The sequence below is a fragment of the Actinomadura sp. B10D3 genome (genome assembly GCF_039871695.1).
GTDB lineage: Bacteria > Actinomycetota > Actinomycetes > Streptosporangiales > Streptosporangiaceae > Spirillospora > Spirillospora madurae.
The window spans coordinates 12,844-32,627 of sequence record NZ_JBDPLY010000050.1 but is presented as its reverse complement, the minus strand read 5'-3'; the positions used below and the strand labels follow the sequence as shown (position 1 = coordinate 32,627).

Below are 19,784 nucleotides of genomic sequence, written 5' to 3'. Positions count from 1 at the left end.
GGATCCCTGCTGCACTGGACCCGCAAAATGATCGAGATCCGGCAGCGCCACCCCGTCTTCGGCGTCGGCTCCTACGTCGAACTGTCCGCCTCCAACCCCTCCGTCCTGGCCTTCACCCGCGAGATCACCGAGGACGAGAGCCCGTGGGGCGAGATGGACACGATCCTGTGCGTCAGCAACCTGTCGCGCTTCCCGCAGCCGGTGGAGCTGGACCTGCGCCGTTTCGAGGGCTACTCCCCGGTCGAGTGCATGGGCGGCGTCCAGTTCCCGGCCATCGGCGAGCTGCCCTATCTGCTGACGCTCCCCGGGCACGGCTTCTTCTGGTTCCAGCTGGTTCCTCCGGAGAACGGCGGCGCGGACGCTCCTCCCGGCCCCGGCTCGGCAAGGAGCGTCTGACCGTGCTGCCGCCCGCACCGGATCTCGTCCGCCACCTCGCCGCATGGCTGCCACGGCAGCGGTGGTTCGGCGGCAAGGACGGCCCCATCGACGACCTGGCCATCGCCGCCGCCACCGAACTGCACCCCGGCGACCCCGCCCTGCACCACCTCGTCGTCGACGTCCGCCAGAACAGCGGCACCGACCACTACCAGATCCTCCTCGGCGTCCGCCGCGACCTGCCCGACCGGCTCCGCTACGCCGAGATCGGCGCGCCCACCGGTGAGGACGGCGCGAAGGTCCGCCTCTACGACGCCACCCACGACCCGGACCTGACCCGGATCCTGCTGGACGGGCTGGCGCGCGAGGCGTCCGCCGGGCCGCTGCGCTTCCACCGCGCCGGCGGCGCCCCGATCAGGACGGACCTGGCGAGCCTGCCCATCACCTCCGAGCAGAGCAACACGTCCCTGCTGTTCGGCGACGCCTACATCTGCAAGCTGTTCCGGCGGCTCAGCAAGGGCGTCAACCTGGACCTGGAGGTCAACCTCGCGCTGACCCGCGGCGGCTGCCCGCACGCCCCGGCCGTCCTCGGCTGGTTCGACCTCGATCCGGGCGCCCTCGCCGGCGGGACCGGCGAGCCGATCACGCTCGGGCTGCTGTCGGACTACCTGCACACGGGCGCGGACGGCTGGAGCCTCGCCATCGCGAGCGTCCGCGACTGGTACGCGCACACGCCGGCGCCCGGCGACGGCGAGTGGGCGGAGCTGGACGCGAGCGCCGCCGGCGGCGACTTCGCCGCGGAGGCCGAGCGGCTCGGCGCGGCCACCGCCGCGGTGCACCGCGCGCTCGCGGACGCCTTCGGCGTGACGACCCTCCCCGCGGCCGAGGTCCGCTCGATGGCGGCGCGCATGAACGCCGAGCTGACCGGCACTTGCCGCGCGGTGCCCCGGCTGGCGCCGCACGCCAAGGCGCTCACGGCGGCGTTCCTCGACCTGGCCGCGCAGGCGGAGCCGCTGCCCGTGCAGCGCGTCCACGGCGACTACCACCTCGGCCAGGCCCTGCGGACCGAGACCGGCTGGACGCTGCTGGACTTCGAGGGCGAGCCGGCCCGCACGCCCGCCGAGCGCCGGGCCCCCGCGCACCCGCTGCGCGACGTCGCCGGCATGCTCCGCTCGTTCGAGTACGCGGCGCGGTTCCTCATCGCCGGGGCCGGCACGGCGCCGACCGAGTCGGGCCCGTGGCTGGAGACCCGGGCGCACGCCTGGGCGGCGCGCAACCGGGCCGCGTTCTGCCGCGGCTACGCGGCGGCCGGCGGGCCCGACCCGGCGGCGCACGCCGCGCTCATCCGCGCGTTCGAATTCGAGAAGGCGGTCTACGAGGTGCGGTACGAGGCGCGGAACCGGCCGGCCTGGCTGCCCGTCCCGCTGACATCGCTGGCCCATCTGACCGCATGATCAAAGACATAGAAGCGCGCATCCAATTCGGCGTCATGATCATGTAAAATCGGCGCGCTCGTCCAATTCCGGCCCGCTCCCCGGGTACCCGAACTCTCGGCAGGGAGATCACCTGCTCGAAACCGAACGGGGAACGGAGAACACCGGAATGTCCATCGCGCGCCACTCGCACCGAGACGGAAACGAATGCGGAGCATTCGCCGGCCATAACGGCCGCGGCCCGGCGGGAACCCGAAAACAGACGCTGCTCCGCATGGCCGTCACCCTGACGGCGACCGGACTGGCGCTGGCGGTCCCGGCGGGCCCGCAGGCGCTGGCGGCGGTCAATCCGGCGGTGCTGAGAACCCTCCACCTGGACTCGGTGACCATGAAGAAGGTCCAGGCGTACGACAGGTACCGGACGCGGGAGGCGAAGCAGCGCAAGCGTGCGAAGAAGGCCATGCGGTTCGCCCGCAAGCAGATCGGCAAGCCGTACCGGTGGGGCGCCGACGGCCCGCACGGCTACGACTGCTCGGGGCTGGCCATGGCCGCGTGGCGCAGGGCGGGCGTCAAGATCCCGCGGGTCACCTACGCGCAGTACCGCAAGGTGGTAAGGAAGGTGAGGATGAAGGATCTCGAGCCGGGGGACCTCGTCTTCTTCCACGGCCGCAGCCACGTCGGCCTCTATGCCGGGCACGGCCGGTTCCTGCACGCGCCGCACTCCGGGGCGAGCGTGCGCATCGACAAGTTCGGCGCCCGGCGCAAGAGGCAGTTCGCCGGCGCGGTGAGGCCCGGCGCACCGGCCTACAAGGAATGGTCGCCGTCGGTGAAGGAACTCGTCGAGAGAATCGACAGAATGAGCACGGAGAAGCGCGCGGACCAAAAACCGCCAGATAAGGAGCGGACCCCCCAGAATCCGCCGCCTGCCGCTACATTGCCCAAGAAAACCGACAATCCCCCGACGATCGCCCCCCGCCCCGACCCGGCGCAGCAGGCCGCGCCACCCGGCGGCCGCCCCTCGGCGCCGGACGACGACGACTCGGCGGCACCACCGCCGCGGACCGCCGGGACGCCCGGCGGTCCGCCCGGCAGGGCGAAGCCCGGGCCGCGGCCGCGACCCGACCTCCGCAAGATCATTTCAAGCCGGCACCGCCTCTGGCACCGTGGGGAGTCCCTGCCCTGGGCGAAGTACGCCGGCCTCTGACCGGGGACCGTCCGCCGCGCCCGTCGCCGGCATCCGCCGGCCGGGCGCGGCGTGCTTGACCTGGAGCACGCTCCAGATGCTTGGCTGGGAAACCATGGAGTACACGCAACTCGGCCGCACCGGCCTGAAGGTCAGCCGCCTGGTCCTCGGCACGATGAACTTCGGCCCGTTCACGGAGGAGGCCGACGGCCACGCCATCATGGACGCGGCCCTCGACGCGGGGATCAACTTCTTCGACACCGCGAACGTCTACGGGTGGGGCGAGAACAAGGGCCGGACCGAGGAGATCATCGGCACCTGGTTCGCCAAGGGCGGCGGGCGCCGCGAGAAGACCGTGCTCGCCACGAAGGTGTACGCCGACATGGGCGCGGAGGACGCGCCCTGGCCGAACGAGGGCCGGCTGTCCGCGCTGAACATCCGCCGCGCCGCCGAGGCGTCGCTGAAGCGGCTCGGCACCGACCACATCGACCTGTACCAGTTCCACCACATCGACCGGGCGACGCCGTGGGACGAGATCTGGCAGGCGATCGACGTCCTCGTCCAGCAGGGGAAGGTGCTGTACGCCGGCTCGTCCAACTTCCCCGGCTGGAGCATCGCGCAGGCCAACGAGGCCGCCGCCCGGCGCGGTTCCCTGGGCCTGGTCAGCGAGCAGTGCCTGTACAACCTGGCCGAGCGGCGCGCCGAGATGGAGGTCATCCCGGCCGCGCGGGAGTACGGGCTCGGCGTGATCCCGTGGTCGCCGCTGCACGGCGGGGTGCTCGGCGGCGCCCTGCGCAAGGAGCGCGACGGGAGCGGCACGCGCTCCCGGTCCGGCCGCGCGGCCGAGATGCTGGCCGACCCGGCGGACCGGGCCCGCCTGCAGGCCTACGAGGACCTGTGCGACAAGCACGACCTCGACCCCGGGGACGTCGGCCTCGCCTGGCTCCTCACCCGCCCGGGCGTGACCGGCCCGATCGTCGGGCCGCGCGTCCGGGAACAACTCGACTCCGCCGTGCGGGCCGCCGGGCTGACGCTGTCGGAGGAGTTCCTCGCCGCCCTCGACGAGATCTTCCCCGGTCCCGGACCCGCCCCCGAGGCGTTCGCCTGGTAACCGCGACCGACGACCACGCGGGCGAGAGGCCGCCGTCCCGGAACCGGGGCGGCGGCCTCTCGCATGTCCGGACGTGCCGGGACGGCACACGAACGGGACCTACCAGGACGAGCCATGCTAAGTTGCATATGAAAATCGTTATCGTTTTCGGGAGCCTTCATGATCTCAGCTCAGCGCGCCCGCGTCCTCGGAACGGCCGCCGCCGTCGCCGTGTCGGTGGCCGGGCTCGGCGCCTGCGGGTCGTCCGGCGCCGCGGAGCCGGACGGCGGGCCGGTCGCCGTCGTCGCCTCGACCAACGTGTACGGCGAGATCGCACGGCGGATCGGCGGCGGCGAGGTCACGGTGACGTCGTTCATCAGCGACCCCGCGCAGGACCCGCATTCCTTCGAGGCGGGGGCCCGCAACCGCCTCGCGCTCACCGAGGCCGCCGTCGTGATCCAGAACGGTGGCGGCTACGACGACTTCATGGGCACCCTGCTGAAGGGCGCCGGCTCCAAGGCCCAGGTGCTCGACGCGGTCGAGATCTCCGGGAAGACGGCGCCGGCGGGCGAGGAGCTCAACGAGCACGTCTGGTATGACCTGGCCTCCGTCGCGCGGCTCGCCGACCGGATCTCCGCCGCGCTCGCCGAGGCCGCCCCCGAGCACGCGGCGGCCTTCTCCGCGAACGCCGCCTCCTTCAAGGCGAGGCTGACGGCCCTGGAGGGGAAGGTGGCGGCGCTGAAGGCCGCGCACGCGGGCGAGGCCGTCGCGATCACCGAGCCGGTGCCCGGCCACCTGCTGGAGGCGGCCGGCCTGGAGAACGAGACGCCGGAGGAGTTCAGCGAGGCGATCGAGGAGGGCGACGACGTCCCGCCGAGGGTGCTGCGGGACACGCTGGCGCTGTTCTCGGGCAAGAAGGTGAAGGCGCTCGTCTACAACGCGCAGACGAGCGGGCCGCAGACCGAGCAGGTGAAGCGGGCGGCGGAGGACGGCGGCGTGCCCGTGGTGCCCGTCACCGAGACCCTCCCGGCCGGCCAGGACTACCTCACCTGGATGGACGGCACCATCACCGCGCTCCAGAAGGCGCTGTCGTGATCGCGCTGCGCGGCGCCGCCCTCTCCTACGGGGCGCGGACCGTGTGGCGCGGACTGGACCTGGACGTGGCGGAGGGCGAGTTCCTGGTCGTCGTCGGGCCGAACGGGTCGGGGAAGACGAGCCTGCTCCGGGTGCTGCTCGGCCTCCAGCGGCTCTCCTCGGGGACCGTCACGGTGGACGGGCGCCGGCCGCGCCGGGGCGGCGACGCCGTCGGCTACGTCCCGCAGCACCGGTCCGTCCCGCCGCACACCCCGCTCCGGGCGCGCGACCTGGTGCGGCTCGGCGTCGACGGACACCGGTGGGGGCCGTGGCGGCCGCGCCGCGAGACCCGCCGCCGGGTCGAGGACGTCCTGCGGGACGTGGGCGCCGCGCCGTTCGCGGACGTCCCGCTCGACCTGCTGTCGGGCGGCGAGCTGCAGCGGGTGCGGGTGGCGCAGGCGCTCGCGTCGGACCCGCGGGTCCTGCTCTGCGACGAGCCGCTCTCCTCGCTGGACGACGAGCACCAGCGGATCGTGAGCGGGCTGGCCGACCGGAGGCGGCGCGAGCACGGGACGGCCGTCGTGTTCGTCACCCACGAGGCCGGCCCGGTCCTGCCGTTCGCCGACCGCGTCCTGGACATGGGCGAGCTCCGGCCCGCGGCGGCGCCGGCCCTGCGGGCCGGGTCGCCCGCCCCGCGCCGGGAGACGGCATGAGCTGGCACGCGATATGGCACGAGATCTTCAACTTCGAGGACTACGGGGCGCTGCTCGGGCTCGTCCGCACCTCGCTCGTCGCCGGGGCCGTCCTCGGGCTCGTCGGCGGCCTGGCCGGCACGTTCGTCGTCATGCGCGACCTCGCGTTCGCCGTGCACGGCATCAGCGAGCTGTCGTTCGCCGGCGCGGCGGCCGCGCTGCTGCTCGGCGCGAGCGTGGCGGCCGGCTCGGTCGCCGGCGCGCTCGCCGCCGCCGCGCTGATCGGGGTGCTCGGCGCCCGCGCCCGCGACCGGGGCTCGGCAATCGGCGTGCTGATGCCGTTCGGGCTCGGCCTCGGCGTGCTGTTCCTGTCGCTGTACAAGGGGCGGTCGGCCAACAAGTTCGGCCTCCTCACCGGTCAGATCGTCGCGATCGACACCCCCCGGCTGTCCTGGCTGCTGGCGACGTCGGCGGTGGTGCTGGTGTGCCTCGCCGTCATGTGGCGCCCGCTGGCGTTCGCGAGCCTCGACGCGGACGTGGCGGCGGCGCGGGGCGTGCCCGTCCGGGCGCTGTCGACGGCGTTCATGCTGGTGCTCGGCCTCGCGGTGGCCGTGTCGGTGCAGGTCGTGGGGGCGCTGCTGGTGCTCGCGCTGATCTGCACCCCGGCCGCGGCGGCGGTCCGGGTCACCGCGTCGCCGGTACTCGTGCCGGTGCTGAGCACGGTCCTCGCGACCGTGTCGGTGGTCGGCGGCATCCTGCTGTCGATCGGCTCCAGCATCCCGATCAGCCCGTACGTCACGACGGTCTCGTTCCTGCTGTACGGCGCCTGCCGCGCGGCGGGCGCCGTCCGCGCGCGGCGCGGGTGGACCGGGCGGCGCGGCGCCGCCCGGCTCGACACCGTCCCCACATGATCTCTTGGTGCCCGCCCGGCCCGGTGCGCCCGGCGGGCACCGCCCGCCAGCCGCCGTTCCGGATATGCCGGACCCGCGTTCGCCGGGACCTTGCGATTCGCTTACCCGGGCGTGGGCATCGCGGCGACCGGCACGGGAATGATCCGGGCGCTTGCGACTTACGGGGCGATTGGAAGGGGCGCGATGTGGGCTTTCGCGGGCCGTGACACCGCTATCGACCTGGGCAGCACGACCGTGCGGATGCATGTACGGGACCGCGGCGTCGTGTGCCGGGAACCGTCGCTGCTCGCCCGGTGCCGGCACACCGGGCGGATCCTGGCCCTCGGCTCCCCCGCCAGGGACATGGCAGGGCGCAACCCGGACGTCACCCTCGTCCGGCCGATCCGCGAGGGCGCGCCGACCGAGACCGACGAGGCCGAATACCTGATGCGGCACCTGGTCCGCCGCCACCACCGGCGCCATTACACGGCGCGTCCCCGGCTGGTCGTCACCGTGCCGAGCGGGATGACGTCCGTCCACTACCGGGCATTGCAGTTCTCCGCCTTCCAGGCCGGGGCGCGGCGCCTCACCCTCGTGCCGACGCCGATCGCCGCCGCCATCGGCATGGGCCTCACCTCGTCCGGGCGGTCCGAGATCACCGTGATCGCCGACATCGGCGCGGACCTCACCGACGTCGGCGTCATCTCCTTCGGCGGCCTCGTCTCCTCGCACACCGCCCCCATCGGCGGGTCGGCCTTGGACCGTGCCATCGTCGCGCAGGTCCGCCGCGAGCACGGCGTGGTGCTCTCGCCGTCCGCCGCGGAGGCCGCGAAGCTGGAGGTCGGCGCGGTGCCGCCGCTCGGCCGGCACCCGGTGCGGCAGACCGTCGTCAACGGCCGCGACATCACGACCGGCATGCCGCGCGGGCTGGTGCTCACCACCGTCGACGTCGGCCGCGCGATCGCCGGGCCGGTCGCGCGGATCGTGGACGCCATCCGGGCCGGCCTCGCCGGCTGCTCGCCCGAGATCTCCGGCGACCTGCTCGGCGTCGGCGTCACCCTCACCGGCGGCTGCGCGCGGCTGCCGGGGCTGGAGCGGCTGATCCACGACCGGACCGGGCTGGACGCGCGGCTCGGCGACGACACCGGCGACGCCGCCGTGCTCGGCGCCGGGGAGGTGCTGCGCTCGGCCCGCTCGCCCGAGCCGTCCGCCCGCGCGGGCTCCCCGCGCCCGCATCTGCTGACGGCCGTGCCCGAGTACTGACCCCCGGGTCGTTTCCGCTACGCGAGGTGCACCGCCGCGTCACGATGGGTGCATGGCCTTCGAAGGGATGCCGGGACACGACGTGATCAACGTCGCCGGCGAGCTGGAGCCGGTGGCGGCCGTCCGCGACCAGGAGGCCGCCGAGCGGCGGCGCGCGTACCCGCGCCTCGCGGAGCTCGGGCCGCCGGTGTTCGGCGTCGCCGAGCAGGCGGGCGGGGTGTGGCGGATCCTGCGGCTCAGCGCGCGGGCTCCCCGCGAGGCGCGCGCCGATCTCGGCGGGCACCTGCGCGAGGCGGCCGGCGGGCACGGCACGGCGGTGCGGGAGGAGATGCTGCGCCTCGCCGCCCTGCTCGCCCCGGCGGGCGGCGAACCGGACGCCCGCGACGAGTGCGCCGCCGGACCGCTGCGCTACCGGATCGTCCGCGTGCCCGGCTTCGCCCGGTTCGGCAACGACGGGCCGGAGCCCGCCCGGGTGACCGACGGCGAGTCCGGGCCGCTGCGCTCGTTCCGGATCGACCCGGCCGCCCCGGTCGCCCCGGCGGACGCGGCGCTGCGGCTGGAGCTGCTCGGCCTGCTGCCCGCCGCCGGGACCGTCCCCGACGCGCTGCGCCGCGAGGCCGCCGCCGCGGTCCGGGCGTATCCGGGGGTGGTGCTGCTGCCGCCGCGGTTCGACGTCCTGGAGGACCGCGACGACCACTGGTGCCAGGTCACCGGCGGCACCGGTCCGCAGGACGCGCGCACCGCGCTGGCGTTCTACTTCCGGGTGCTGCTGCCGAAGGAGACGCAGGAGGGGTGCGCGCCGGCGAGCCCGGGCGAGCTGGCCGAGTACGCCCGGGCCGCCGACCGGGTCGAGGCGGGGGACGGCGTGGAGTTCGTCGCGTGCGGGCGGCGGTTCCGGATCGTCCGCGTCACCAGGATCGTCCGCGTCGGCCCGGACGGTCCGGAACCGGCCCGCCCGTCGGACGACCGGACCCCGCCCCGTTAGAGTCCGGTGCCATGAGCGACGCACCCGGCCGGGACGGCACCGGCGCCCCCCGGCTCCAGGAGGTCTCCGAGGGGATCTTCGCCTACGTCCAGCCCGACGGAAGCTGGTGGATCAACAACACCGGATTCCTCGCCGGCGAGCGCGGCGTCGCCAGCGTCGACGCGTGCTCGACCGAGCGCCGCACCCGCGCGTATCTGGAGGCGATCCGGTCGGTCACCGACCGGCCCGTCCGCACGCTGGTCAACACGCACCACCACGGCGACCACACGTTCGGCAACTACCTGTTCTCCGGGGCGACGGTCGTCGGCCACGAAGGGACGCGGGAGGGCGCGCTCGCCTGGGGGAAGCCCTTCGACGAGCCGTACTGGACGAAGGTCGAGTGGGGCGACGTCGAGATCGAGCCGCCGTTCCTCACCTACGCCGACGGCGTGACGCTGTGGGTGGACGACCTGCGCTGCGAGGTCCGGCACGTCGGGACCCCCGCGCACACCACCAACGACTCGGTCGTGTGGATCCCGGAGCGGCGCGTGCTGTTCAGCGGCGACCTGGTGTTCAACGGCGGCACCCCGTTCCTGATGCAGGGGTCGATCGCCGGCGCGATCACGGTCCTGGAGGAGGTCGTCGCACCGCTCGGCGCGGAGACGATCGTCCCCGGCCACGGGCCGGTCGGCGGGCCGGAGCTGATCGAGCCGGTGCTGGCCTACGCGCGGTTCGTCCAGGCGACCGCCGCGGCGGCCAAGCCCGCCGGTCTGACCCCGCTGGAGGCGGCGCGGGAGGCCGACCTCGGCCCGTTCGCGGAGCTGACCGACTCCGAGCGGATCGTCGGCAACCTGCACCGGGCCTACGCCGAGCTGGACGGGGTCGAGCCCGGCGGCGCGATCGACCTGGCCGGCGCCCTCAACGACATGATCGCCTACAACGGCGGCCGGCCCCTCACCTGCCGCGCGTAGCGCTTCGCCGCCCCTCGCCGCGGTGCGGCCGGGTCAGCGGAGCTCGGCCGTCGTGACGAGGCGGATGTGCGCGGTCGCCCAGGCCCGCGTGAGGTGCCGCGGGTCGTCCCCGCCGAGCGCGGCGGCCAGCGCGGCGACGGTTTCGGCCGCGGTGCGCAGCCCGGCCCGTTCCAGGTTCTCCGCGGCGCGGCCGATGCGGTCCCGCGACGACGTCGACGCCCGCAGCAGGCCGCGCTGGGCGGCGTCGGCGCAGGCGGTGAGCGCCTCGTCCAGGGCCTGCGCGAGCGGGTCGGGGACGGGCGGGGGCGGGCCGCCCAGCGCGGCGGTGCCGTCGCCCGGGGCGAGGTCGGGCACGACGACGCCGTCGTCCGTCATGACGGCGAGCGGGTCGATGAGCAGCCGGCCGCGGTCCCGGCGGACGGCGCCGCTGATGTGGCGGGGCCCCGCGGCGAGCGCCTCGGCGAGGGCGTCCAGCGCCGCGGGACGGTGCGGGCTGTAGTCGGCCGAGACCGTCACCGTCGTGCCCGCGGCGTCGGCGACCAGCGCGTCCAGGCGCTGCGCGCCCGGGTGGTAGCCGATGTCGCGGACCTCGGCGACCGCCACGACGCGGACCAGCTCGGCCTCGATCCGGGGACGGACGAGGCGGGGCGGCAGCGCGTCGAGGGCGCGCCCCTCCGCCGCCAGGTCGCGGACGAGGATCGTCCCGGGCAGGGTCTCCCACGCGTCGCCGAGCGGCGTGACCGTGGTCTTCGCGACCCGGCCGGCGGTGACCCGGACAACGCGGCGGGCGCTGCGGGCGGCGCTCTCGGACACGACGTTCGCGGCGGCGAGCGAGCGCAGCGAGGCGCCGAGGATCCGGCGGCCCGCCAGGTCGGCGCCGGTGAGCCGCTCGTCCTCGGGGACGTCCCAGCGGCGTCTCAGGACGAGCACGACCCCGGTGCCGGTGTGGGCGAGGTGGACGTCGGCCGTCCGGGTCCTGGAGGTGCCGCCGATCCGGCAGCCGAGGGCGGCGAGGCGGACGCGGCGCAGCGGCGTCTCCGCCGGCTCGCTCGTGCCGAGCACCTGGGCCCGGTCCGCGCCGCCGGCCGCGGCGCGATGCCGGGCATGGACCTCGGCGAGCAGCTCCGCGATCCGCCCGGGGTCGTGGTCGGCGCGGCGCTCGTGGTAGGCGGTGAGCTGGGCGGCGAGGTCGTCCAGCGCGCCGGCCGGCCAGTGCAGGCCGAGGCCGGCCAGCTCGGCGGCGGTGCGCTGCAGCGCGCCGGGCAGGACGGGGCCGGCGTGCGCGGCGCCGTCCAGCAGGAGCTGGTCGGCGAGGTCGAGCGCCGCGTCGAGCACCCGCTCCGGCCCGGCGCCGGCGACCGGTCCCGCCCCGCCGACGAGGAGGCGGGCCTCGCCGCCGGTCGGGCCGCGCTCGTCCGCCGCCCGGAAGGCCCACGCGGCCAGCACGGTCATCTCGCCGCGCACCGACGCGCTCGCGTCGGTGTCCACGTAGCCGAGCTCGCCCGGCACGAGGAAGCGGACGGTGCAGGTCGGCAGCTCGACCTGCGCCACCGGGTCCTGCGCGGTGGGGCGGCGGATCCTGGCGGAGTAGCCGGTGCGCAGGGTGCGCCGGGCGGCCGTGACGGCCCGCTGCCCGACCACCGCGGCCAGCGTGTCGTCGTCGAACGCCCCGGGTGACCAGGCGGCGTCGGGCTCCGGCCCGGAGCCGTCCGGCGCCGGGTCCGCCGCGTCCGCGGCGGTGCGCTGGTAGGCCAGGACGAGGCAGATCCGGTGGCGGCACGTCCCGGTCGCCGCGCAGGAGCAGGCCGCCGCCTCCAGCCCCGCGCCGGCGGGGAGGGACGTCGTGGTGCCGTCGGGGAACGTGCCCTCGACGCCGCCGTCGGGGGACACGGCGATCCCGGGTCCGTTGCCGGCGTCCAGGTCCTTGGCCGCGCGCTTGACGAGCCCGCGGTTGGCGAGGGCGGCGAGCGCGTCCGGGGTCAGCGCCAGCAGGTCCGTGCGGGTCATCGGCCGATCCGTTCGGCGACGAACGCGGCGAGCTCCCCGGGGGTCATGGCGCCGACGTGGGCGCCCTCGTCGGCGAGACGCTGCGCGGTCCCCCGGTCGTAGGACGGGTTGGCGTGCTCGTCGAGCGCGGCGAGGCCGAGCACGTGCGTGCCCTGCTGCACCAGCCGCCGCACCTCCAGGACGAGCCGCTCGGTGTTGCCGCCCTCGTAGAAGTCGGTGATCAGCGCGACGATCGCCCGGCGCGGGTTCTCCACGAGCCCCGCCCCGTACCCGACGGCCTTCGCGATGTCGGTGCCGCCGCCGAGCTGGACCTTCATCAGCAGCTCGGCGGGATCGGTGACGTCGGCCGTCAGGTCGACCACCGAGGTGTCGAACGCGACCAGGTGCGTCTTCAGGCCGGGCAGGCCCCACAGGCACGCGGCCGTGACGGCCGAGTGCACGACGGACCCGAGCATCGACCCCGACTGGTCGACCAGCAGCACGAACTGCCACTGCTCGACATGCCGCCGCGTCCGGGAGACGAACCGGGGGTTCTCGATGTAGAGCCGCTTCTCGTCCGGACGGTAGTGCGCGAGGTTCGCGCGGATCGTCGCGCGGAAGTCGAAGTTGCGGGAGTTCTTGATCCGGCTGGGCCGCCGCGTCCGGGTGCCCTGGAAGCTGCTGCGCACCTCGGTGGCGAGCTTGTCCATGAGCTGCCGGACGACCGTCTCGACGATCCGCCGGGCGAGCGCGAGCACCTCGGGGTTCATCAGGTGCTTGGTGCGCAGGACGGCGCGCAGCAGCGTCGCGTCGGGCTCGATCCGGGCGAGGACGGCCGGGTCGGTGACGACCTCGTGGATCTCGTACCGCTCGACGGCGTCGCGTTCGAGCCGCTCGATCGTCTCCTTGGGGAAGAGCCGGTGCACCGCGTCGAGCCAGTCGACTGTGGTGAGGCGGGACGGCCCGTCGCCGCCGGTCCGGTCGTCCGACCGGGCGGCGTCGCCGCCGGCGCCGCGCCGGACGCCGCGCTCGCCGAGTTCGGGGTCGCGGCCGTAGAGCCAGTCGAGCGCGGCGTCCCGTTCGGCGGCCGCGCCGCCGGGCGCCCCCAGATCCGGCTCGGCCGGTGTGCCGAGGACCAGGCGCCAGCGTTCCAGATCCGGCGGGCTCACGACCCTCCCTCCCCCAGCCCCGCCGCGGCGAGGGCTCGATCGACCCGCGTCTCCAGGGCGCGCGCCTCGGCGGCGAGGGCCGGCGAGGCGGGCGCCCGCAGCAGCGAGCGCGCGGAGCCGCGCAGGCCGCGGCGCTCCAGCAGCCCCGCGGCGATCGTCTCGCGTTCGCGCGGCGGGAAGAACTCGAACGCCTGCCGCAGCGCGGGCAGCGCCACGAGGAACTCCTCGTCGGTCAGGCCGCAGACCAACTCGTCGAGGACGCCGAGGACGGACGCGTCCGGGTCGAGTACCTCCTGCCGCGCCAGGGCGAACAGGCCGGCGAGCCAGTCGCCGAACGTGCGCGGGCCGGCCGCGCCCCGCACCGCCTGCGCGGGGTCGCGGGTGTCGCCGAGGGTCCGCCCGAGCCCGAACGCGGCGCCCCGCAGATCGGGCGGGGCGTCCGGATGGGCGGCGACGCGGCGGGCGACGCCGAGGGCGGCGTCCCGGTCCAGGCCGAGCGGGCCGGCGGCGTGCAGCAGCGCGTCCCGGGTCGCGGCGAGGGCGCGCAGCCGGCCGAGGTCGGCGGGGGCGGGCCCGCCGCGGATCCCCTCGACCAGCCACAGCACGCGGAGCACGCACTCCTCGATGACCGTCCCGAACAGCGGGCTGCCGGCCGTGCCGAGGACGCGGTCGTGCCGCCACAGGCCGAGGACGGTGTCCAGCGCGGCACCGAGCCCGGCGATGTCGGACGACCCCGCGACCCCGGCGGCGATCGACGCGGCGATCCGGCCGGACTGGTCGGTGCACCCGCACAGCGCCGCGTCGAACAGCGCGCCGGCGAGGGACCGCATGTCGGTGCCGGCGGCGGTCACGCGCTCGTCCAGGACCGCCGCCGCCGCGGCGGCGAGGGTCGGCCCGTACGCGCCCGCCTCGATGAGCGCGGAGCGCCGCCGCCCGTCGTGGTCGGCCACGTCCAGGACCCAGCGCTCCTCCAGGACCGGGTCGGTGCCGGCCGTGGGCCCCGACTCGCGCTCGGCACCGGGGATCCGCAGGGCGCGCAGGCGGTGCAGGGCGCGGCTGCGCTCCAGCCCGCGCGCTGTCGCCAGCTTCAGGTGGAACCGCCCGCCGCGGTCGAGGCCGAGCCGCTCCAGTTCGGCGGTCGCGCCGTGCACGAGCGGCGGCGCGGGCGTGCGAGGGTGCAGCCGGCCGGTGCGGTCGCCGCTCAGCGCGGCGACCATCTCGACGACGGCCGGGTGGGCGCCAGGAGCGAGGGCGCCGCGGGACGTCCAGGGCAGCCGCTGGTCGAGGTCGTCGTTCACCAGCGCGGACACCAGGCCGTCCAGCAGGTCGGTGCGGGCGGGCGCGCGGTGGCCGCGCAGCCGGGTGAGGCCCTCGGTGAGGGTGCGGGCGGCGATCAGGTCGGCGGTCGAGACCACCTGCCGGCGCGCGCGCAGCCGCGCCACGACCCTTTCGGTGAGGCCGGCCGCGGCCCCCTCCGGGCCGCTCTCCCAGAGGCACTGGTAGTACTCGGGCGACGGCATGCCCGACTGGTATCCGGTGAACGCGTCGAGCCGCCGGAAGGAGTAGGGCACGAGGAAGCTGCCGCCGGTCGCGCCCTCGGGGGGCTCCGGCACGTCCGGCCACCGGGTGTCGCCGGTCGATGCGAGGGCCTCCAGGGCGGGCTTGTGGAAGCCGCCCGTCACCACCACGACGGGGCGGTCGCCGGCGGCCGCGGCGGCCGCGCGGATCCACGCCGCCATGTAGGACTCCCGGGCGGTGTCGTCCTCCCCGGCCTCCGTCTCGCCGCGCAGCAGGGCGAAGTAGGCGTCGAGCCGCTCCGCCGCCCCGTCGGGGTCGATCTCGAAGAGGTGGTCCCAAAGGATGTCGCTGTTGTCGACGGAGAACTCGCGGCACAGCCGGGCGGTCACCTCCGCGTAGCGGAGCTCGGCGTCGGCGTACCGGTTGCTGCGGCCGGCGAAGGCGGGGTGCCACGCCGGCAGGTCGATGAACCGGAGTTCCGCGCCCGCCTCCCGGCCCTCGCCGAGGGCGACCCACTCCGGCGAGTACGCGCAGAACGGCGACCACGAGGCGTGCACGCGCTCGGCGTCCCGGTGGTAGCTGAAGATCGCGACGGGCGGCTCGTGGCCGAGGAGCAGCTCGTCCACCCGCGACCCGAAGTCGGCGGGGCCCTCCACCAGCACGTACGCGGGGCGCAGCCGCCGGATCGTGTCCCGGACGAGCCGCGCGCACGCGGGGCTGTGGTGCCGCACCCCGATGAACGTGACCGCCATCAGCCGGGGAGCAGGTGCCGGGCGGCGTGCAGCGCCTCCCACTGCTCGCCGCCGCGGCGCGCCGCCTGCCGCTCCAGGTAGCGGCGCAGCCGGGCGAGGTCGTCGGGGCTGTCCTTGGCGGCCGTCCCGGCGAGGCACTCGACGATGTCGGCGGCGCCGCCCGGCCCGCCGCGCAGGAACCAGCCGCGGACGCCGATCTGGTGCGCGACCGACACCGCCTCGGCGGTGCTCATCACCGCCGACAGCCGGTCCATCGGCCGGCCCTCGCCGGTCGTGGCGTTGCGCAGCTCCCGGAACGTGGTGACCAGCACCTCCAGGACGTCCCGGCGCGGCGCGACGCCGACGCCGCTGCGCTCCAGCAGCCGGGTCGCCTCCTGCTCGACCAGGTCCAGCTCGGTCGCGAAGTCGGCGATCGGGAACACCGTCTCGAAGTTGAACCGCCGCTTGAGCGCCGCGCTCATCTCGTTGACGCCCCGGTCGCGGGTGTTCGCGGTCGCGATGACGTTGAACCCGTCCCGCGCGAACACCATCGCGTCCGGCCCGGACAGTTCCGGGACCGCCAGGACCCGGTCGGACAGCGGCGACAGCAGCGAGTCCTGGACCTCCAGCGGGCAGCGGGTGATCTCCTCGAACCGGACGATCTTCCCCTCGGCCATGCCGGTGAGCAGCGGCGCCGGCACGAGCGACCGCGTGGTCGGCCCCTCCGACACCAGCAGCGCGTAGTTCCAGGAGTACTTGATCTGGTCCTCGGTGGTGGCGGCGCCGCCCTGGATCGTCAGCGTGGACGCGCCGCCGACCGCCGCGGCGATCAGCTCCGACAGCAGCGACTTCGCCGTCCCCGGCTCGCCGACGAGCATCAGCCCGCGGCTCGTGGCGAGGGTGACGAGGGCCCGGTCGATGAGGGCGGTGTCGCCGACGAACTTGCGGGTGACGCCGAGCGCCTCGTCGCCGACGATGAACCGCCGCGCGGCGGTCAGGCTCAGCGCCCAGCCGGGCGGCACCGGCCCGGAGTCGTCCTCGCGGAGCCGGTCCAGCTCCTCGGCGAAGCGCACCTCCGCCGGCGGCCTCTGGTGGCGGTCGGCGCCGCTCATCGCTCCGCCGCCTCGGCGAGCGTGGTCAGGTCGGAGAGGATCTCGGACGCCATCACGTCGTCCAGCTCGCCGAATGTCAGCGGATCGTCCTTGCGGTACCGGTAGTCGTCGAGTTCCCTCCCGTACCACACGTAGTCGAGGATCTGATGGTCGCCGGTGGCGTCCACATTGCCGACCGAGATGCCGGGATCGAGGTCGATCAGGACGTAGCGGCCGGCGGCGACCTTCCGGGAGATCCACCGCTCGCCGCCCCCGTCCAGCGGCACGCCGCGCTCCCAGCCGAGCGTGACGAGCCCGAGGACCTTGCCGAACGGGACCTTCAGCTTCTCGAACCGCTCCAGCCGCTCGCTGTTCCGCTCGTCGTCCGTCAGCGTGTGCACCGCGCGGGTCAGCTGCGGGAACGGCTGCGTGATCTCGTAGTCGGCGAGCACCTCCGACCAGGTGCCGAGGGTGGCGCCGAGGTGCAGCGGATGGGCGATGCCGACCCGGGCCGACTCGGGGAGGGTGAACGCGTCGTCCTCGGCGTCGGCCAGCGTCCTGTCCTCGGCGATGCGGAACGCGGTGGTGGTGCCGCCGTCCTCGCAGATCCAGACGAGGCGGCGGGCGATGTGCCAGACGAGGGGGTGGCGGACGATGAACGCGTCGAACTCCGCCGGGGTCCACCGGCGCTGTGTCACCATGGCCTGCTCCAGGCGCCGGAGCTGGTCGGAGGCGACGGTCCGGACGTCCTTCTTCAGCCCAGCGAACGCCTTGTAGGCGGCCGGCGCGAGGTCGGGGTCGTCCTTGGCGCCCGGCTTGGGCAGGGCCTTGCGGTGCTTGCCGTCCTCGTCCGCGACGAACGGCTTGAGCTGCTCGTCGAACCGGACGAGGAAGCGGCGCGGCCCGTAGTCGAGCACCATGCTCCCGTCGGCGTCCAGGCCGAAGTCCGGGACGAGCCGGTCCGCGAGCTGCTCGGTGGAGAGGCCGAGCCGCTCCGCGACCTGCCGGATCCGCTGCTGCGCCTCGTACTGCAGGCCCTTGAACTTGACCTTCTGCGCGATGCCGTGCAGATGCATCAGCGCCACGTCCGAGCCGATCTCGGCGAGGACGCCGAGGCCGTTGACGGCGTTCTTGTGCCCGCCAGCCCCCGGCCAGGCCCGGATGACCGGCGTCAGCCGCCGGACGGTCTCGTCGTCGCCGAGGCGGCCGAGCTGGCGCAGCGCCCAGCCGTCCTTGGACGGGTTCCCGGCTCCCCGCCACTGCTCGAACAGCGCCCAGCCGAACTCGGCGAGCGAGTCCGGCTCGCACGCCTCTTTCAGCTCGTCCGTCCGATGGGGGGTCTGGAGGGTCAGCAGGTCGATCAGGTGGCGGGCGGTGTCCAGCGGCAGGGCGCGCTCGCGGCCACGCAGCAGCACCTGCGGGAGCGGCGCCGGGTCCACCCATGCACCGACCTTCGCGGGCTGGTCGAGGCCCGTCTCGGCGGGAGCCAGGGACAGCAGTTCGGCGACCGCGCCGGCGGCCTCGTCGCCATGGGCGCCGCGGGCGGCGTCCGCGACGGCCGCGATCCCGTGCTCCTCCTTCAGGTACCGGAGGGCGGTCTCGGCGTGCCGCCGGTCCTTGACCTTCTTCCCCAGCGCCGCGGGGACGAGCAGCGGTGCCGCGGCCGGCCCGTGCCGGTCGAGCCACGCGCGTGCGGGGGCGAGGAACGAGCCGCGCTTGGTGGCCCATTCGGCCACGATCATGGCGACACCGGCGTCCAGGCACGGCATCAGCGGGTCCACGGCGAGCTCCGGAGCCGTCGACGACGTCGGCGTGACCGCGGGCAGCGCGTCCAGCCCGTACCGGGCCAGGAGGACCCGCTTCCATTGGTGGGCGTAGGCCGGGCGGCTGTACTTGAAGTCGCGCAGGAGAGGACGGATCAGTTCCTCAGGCCCGTGCACCAGGAGCTGCAAGGGGGCGGTCTTGTGCATGCCGCTGCGGTACGCCTCGGCGAGCATCTCCCAGTCGTCGCTGTCGGGCTTCGCGATGTGCGGGTCGCTCTCCAGCCACTCCTGGCGCTCGCCCTCCCGCCACGCGATCCGGGACTCCGGAACGCTCAGGCCGGTCAGGACCGGGCGCCGGGGATGCAGCCACGGGCGCTCGGTGAGCACGGCGGGCAGCTCGTCCGGCGCCGCGTCGGGGACGCGCGCGGACGTGTCGGCGACGCGCCCGACGACCGCGGCGACGTCCTCCGGCAGGTCGGGCAGGACGGCGGCGACCAGGCCGGCGTTGGCCGCGGCGTGGCTGCGGAGCATGTCGTGCTCCCCCGCCCGCGCCAGCATCCGCAGCGCCCGGACGGGGAAACGGCGGGCCGCCTCGCCCAGTGCGGCCCGGACGTGCTTCTGGTCCAGCCGGTCGATCAGTGCCTGGAACGCCTCGTCCGACGGCAGGAGGGCGATCGTCTCCAGGATGCGCTTGCGCTCCTCCGCCTCCAGGTACCCGCTGCCGGCCTCCGCGGCCAGCCACGGCAGCGCGTCCGCGCCGAGCCCGTCCGCCAGCGTGATGAGCAACCCCCGGTTCGCCTGGCCCCAGAAGAGGCCCCGCGCCATGATCGGGGTGGTGAGCTGGTCCCCCCTCCCGAGGGCCCCCGCCGCCATCCACAGCAGGTCGTAGCGGCGCTGCGGCGGGATCGGCTCGGCGCAGCACTCGTCCACCCAGTCCTCGCGCGTCGGGACCAGGTACGACACGAGCCACCGCGTGACCCAGCCCGACCTGTGCTCCGCCAGGCGGTCGACCGCGTCGGTGTAGACGGGTTCGTCCGCGGCGGCCAGCAGGTTCCGGACGCGCCGCGCGTCGTCCAGCGGCACCGCGACCTTGTGATCGTCCGTCAGGTGGACGGCGCCCGCCTTGGTCCCGAGGTCCGCGAACTCCGCCTCGGTACGGCTCAGCTCGACCAGCGCGCACGCCGCGAACGGGACGCCGTGCTCGACGATCCAGGCGCCGACGAAGGCGCGGTGCACCTTGTCCCTGTGCGGCGACCCGGGCCGCCCGGCGCACGTCGCGACGACGGCCGCGACCGCCGCGGCCCCGTACGGATCGGCCTCCCCGTCCAGATGGCGCCGCGCGGCCTCGGTGAGGGCCGGGTCGCCCGCGCCGCCCTCCCGCAGCGCCCCGATCCTGTCGCCTTCCTGTGCGATGAGGCCCCGGACGGCGTCCGGCGCCGCCGCGTCGACCTTGACCGCGGGGCCGGGCGCACCGCCCCGCCGGGCGTGCAGCGACCGCCGCCACGCGTCCGGGATCGTGAGGACGTCTTCGCCGGGGAGGTGATCTTCCATGTCGCCCAACCGTAGAGGAGCACGCCGACAAATCCGCTTG

The 19,784-nt window shown here is 75.2% G+C and carries 15 protein-coding genes; 10 read left to right on the top strand and 5 right to left on the bottom strand.

Going from position 1 to position 19,784, the window contains the following annotated elements:
- From ABGB11_RS40965 to ABGB11_RS40920, 10 genes are all read left to right on the top strand, one after another.
- Positions 1-396 (top strand): alpha-glucosidase C-terminal domain-containing protein (locus ABGB11_RS40965; RefSeq protein ID WP_347641022.1); only part of this gene is annotated, 396 nt, incomplete at its 5' end.
- A 2-nt stretch (positions 397-398) separates the two neighbouring features.
- Positions 399-1,829: an aminoglycoside phosphotransferase gene (locus ABGB11_RS40960; protein ID WP_347641021.1), complete on the top strand. Its 1,431-nt coding sequence runs from the start codon at positions 399-401 to the stop codon at positions 1,827-1,829.
- A 253-nt stretch (positions 1,830-2,082) separates the two neighbouring features.
- On the top strand, positions 2,083-3,012 hold the full coding sequence (locus tag ABGB11_RS40955; protein WP_347641019.1) for an NlpC/P60 family protein: 930 nt from the start codon (positions 2,083-2,085) through the stop codon (positions 3,010-3,012).
- A 94-nt stretch (positions 3,013-3,106) separates the two neighbouring features.
- Positions 3,107-4,102, top strand: a complete 996-nt coding sequence (locus ABGB11_RS40950; protein ID WP_347641018.1) for an aldo/keto reductase — start codon at positions 3,107-3,109, stop codon at positions 4,100-4,102.
- A gap of 159 nt (positions 4,103-4,261) precedes the next feature.
- The gene (locus ABGB11_RS40945; RefSeq protein ID WP_347641016.1) at positions 4,262-5,176 is read left to right on the top strand and encodes a zinc ABC transporter substrate-binding protein; all 915 of its coding nucleotides are present in this window, start codon (positions 4,262-4,264) and stop codon (positions 5,174-5,176) included.
- Positions 5,173-5,868 carry an ATP-binding cassette domain-containing protein gene (locus tag ABGB11_RS40940; protein WP_347641015.1) on the top strand — a complete coding sequence of 232 codons (696 nt, stop codon included), beginning with the start codon at positions 5,173-5,175 and terminating at the stop codon, positions 5,866-5,868. The genes ABGB11_RS40945 and ABGB11_RS40940 overlap by 4 nt, the downstream gene beginning before the upstream one ends.
- On the top strand, positions 5,865-6,758 hold the full coding sequence (locus tag ABGB11_RS40935) for a metal ABC transporter permease (RefSeq protein ID WP_347641014.1): 894 nt from the start codon (positions 5,865-5,867) through the stop codon (positions 6,756-6,758). The genes ABGB11_RS40940 and ABGB11_RS40935 overlap by 4 nt, the downstream gene beginning before the upstream one ends.
- Positions 6,759-6,941: 183 nt before the next feature.
- Positions 6,942-8,000, top strand: coding sequence for a rod shape-determining protein (locus ABGB11_RS40930; protein ID WP_347641013.1), 1,059 nt, complete (start codon positions 6,942-6,944; stop codon positions 7,998-8,000).
- Positions 8,001-8,052: 52 nt separating this feature from the next.
- A complete protein-coding gene (locus ABGB11_RS40925) occupies positions 8,053-8,985 on the top strand; it encodes a DUF5954 family protein (RefSeq protein WP_347641012.1) in 933 nt (310 codons plus the stop codon).
- Positions 8,986-8,996: 11 nt separating this feature from the next.
- Positions 8,997-9,935 (top strand): MBL fold metallo-hydrolase, encoded by a 939-nt coding sequence (locus ABGB11_RS40920; protein WP_347641011.1) that lies wholly within the window; start codon positions 8,997-8,999, stop codon positions 9,933-9,935.
- A 33-nt stretch (positions 9,936-9,968) separates the two neighbouring features.
- Here ABGB11_RS40920 and ABGB11_RS40915 read toward each other — a convergent pair whose 3' ends face one another.
- Genes ABGB11_RS40915 through ABGB11_RS40895 form a run of 5 tightly spaced genes read right to left on the bottom strand, consistent with a single transcriptional unit; the run spans position 9,969 to position 19,744 of the window.
- Positions 9,969-11,942 (bottom strand): hypothetical protein, encoded by a 1,974-nt coding sequence (locus ABGB11_RS40915; protein WP_347641010.1) that lies wholly within the window; start codon positions 11,940-11,942, stop codon positions 9,969-9,971.
- Positions 11,939-13,090 carry a VWA domain-containing protein gene (locus ABGB11_RS40910; protein ID WP_347641009.1) on the bottom strand — a complete coding sequence of 384 codons (1,152 nt, stop codon included), beginning with the start codon at positions 13,088-13,090 and terminating at the stop codon, positions 11,939-11,941. The genes ABGB11_RS40915 and ABGB11_RS40910 overlap by 4 nt, the downstream gene beginning before the upstream one ends.
- A complete protein-coding gene (locus ABGB11_RS40905; RefSeq protein WP_347641007.1) occupies positions 13,087-15,360 on the bottom strand; it encodes a DUF5682 family protein in 2,274 nt (757 codons plus the stop codon). The genes ABGB11_RS40910 and ABGB11_RS40905 overlap by 4 nt, the downstream gene beginning before the upstream one ends.
- Positions 15,360-16,451: an AAA family ATPase gene (locus ABGB11_RS40900; RefSeq protein WP_347641006.1), complete on the bottom strand. Its 1,092-nt coding sequence runs from the start codon at positions 16,449-16,451 to the stop codon at positions 15,360-15,362. Before ABGB11_RS40900 ends, ABGB11_RS40905 begins: the two co-directional genes overlap by 1 nt.
- Entirely contained in the window at positions 16,448-19,744 is a 3,297-nt protein-coding gene (locus ABGB11_RS40895; RefSeq protein WP_347641004.1) for a DUF4132 domain-containing protein, read from the bottom strand. Before ABGB11_RS40895 ends, ABGB11_RS40900 begins: the two co-directional genes overlap by 4 nt.
- Between the last annotated feature and the right edge of the window lie 40 nt (positions 19,745-19,784).

What these genes read in the sequence shown, in the direction of transcription:
- ABGB11_RS40955 (WP_347641019.1), top strand. Translation starts at nt 2,083, where the DNA reads ATGGCCGTCACCCTGACGGCGACCGGACTGGCGCTGGCGGTCCCGGCG.
- ABGB11_RS40950 (WP_347641018.1), top strand. Translation starts at nt 3,107, where the DNA reads ATGGAGTACACGCAACTCGGCCGCACCGGCCTGAAGGTCAGCCGCCTG.
- ABGB11_RS40945 (WP_347641016.1), top strand. Translation starts at nt 4,262, where the DNA reads ATGATCTCAGCTCAGCGCGCCCGCGTCCTCGGAACGGCCGCCGCCGTC.
- ABGB11_RS40935 (WP_347641014.1), top strand. Translation starts at nt 5,865, where the DNA reads ATGAGCTGGCACGCGATATGGCACGAGATCTTCAACTTCGAGGACTAC.
- ABGB11_RS40930 (WP_347641013.1), top strand. Translation starts at nt 6,942, where the DNA reads ATGTGGGCTTTCGCGGGCCGTGACACCGCTATCGACCTGGGCAGCACG.
- ABGB11_RS40925 (WP_347641012.1), top strand. Translation starts at nt 8,053, where the DNA reads ATGGCCTTCGAAGGGATGCCGGGACACGACGTGATCAACGTCGCCGGC.
- ABGB11_RS40920 (WP_347641011.1), top strand. Translation starts at nt 8,997, where the DNA reads ATGAGCGACGCACCCGGCCGGGACGGCACCGGCGCCCCCCGGCTCCAG.
- ABGB11_RS40915 (WP_347641010.1), bottom strand. Translation starts at nt 11,942, where the DNA reads ATGACCCGCACGGACCTGCTGGCGCTGACCCCGGACGCGCTCGCCGCC.
- ABGB11_RS40905 (WP_347641007.1), bottom strand. Translation starts at nt 15,360, where the DNA reads ATGGCGGTCACGTTCATCGGGGTGCGGCACCACAGCCCCGCGTGCGCG.
- ABGB11_RS40900 (WP_347641006.1), bottom strand. Translation starts at nt 16,451, where the DNA reads ATGAGCGGCGCCGACCGCCACCAGAGGCCGCCGGCGGAGGTGCGCTTC.
- ABGB11_RS40895 (WP_347641004.1), bottom strand. Translation starts at nt 19,744, where the DNA reads ATGGAAGATCACCTCCCCGGCGAAGACGTCCTCACGATCCCGGACGCG.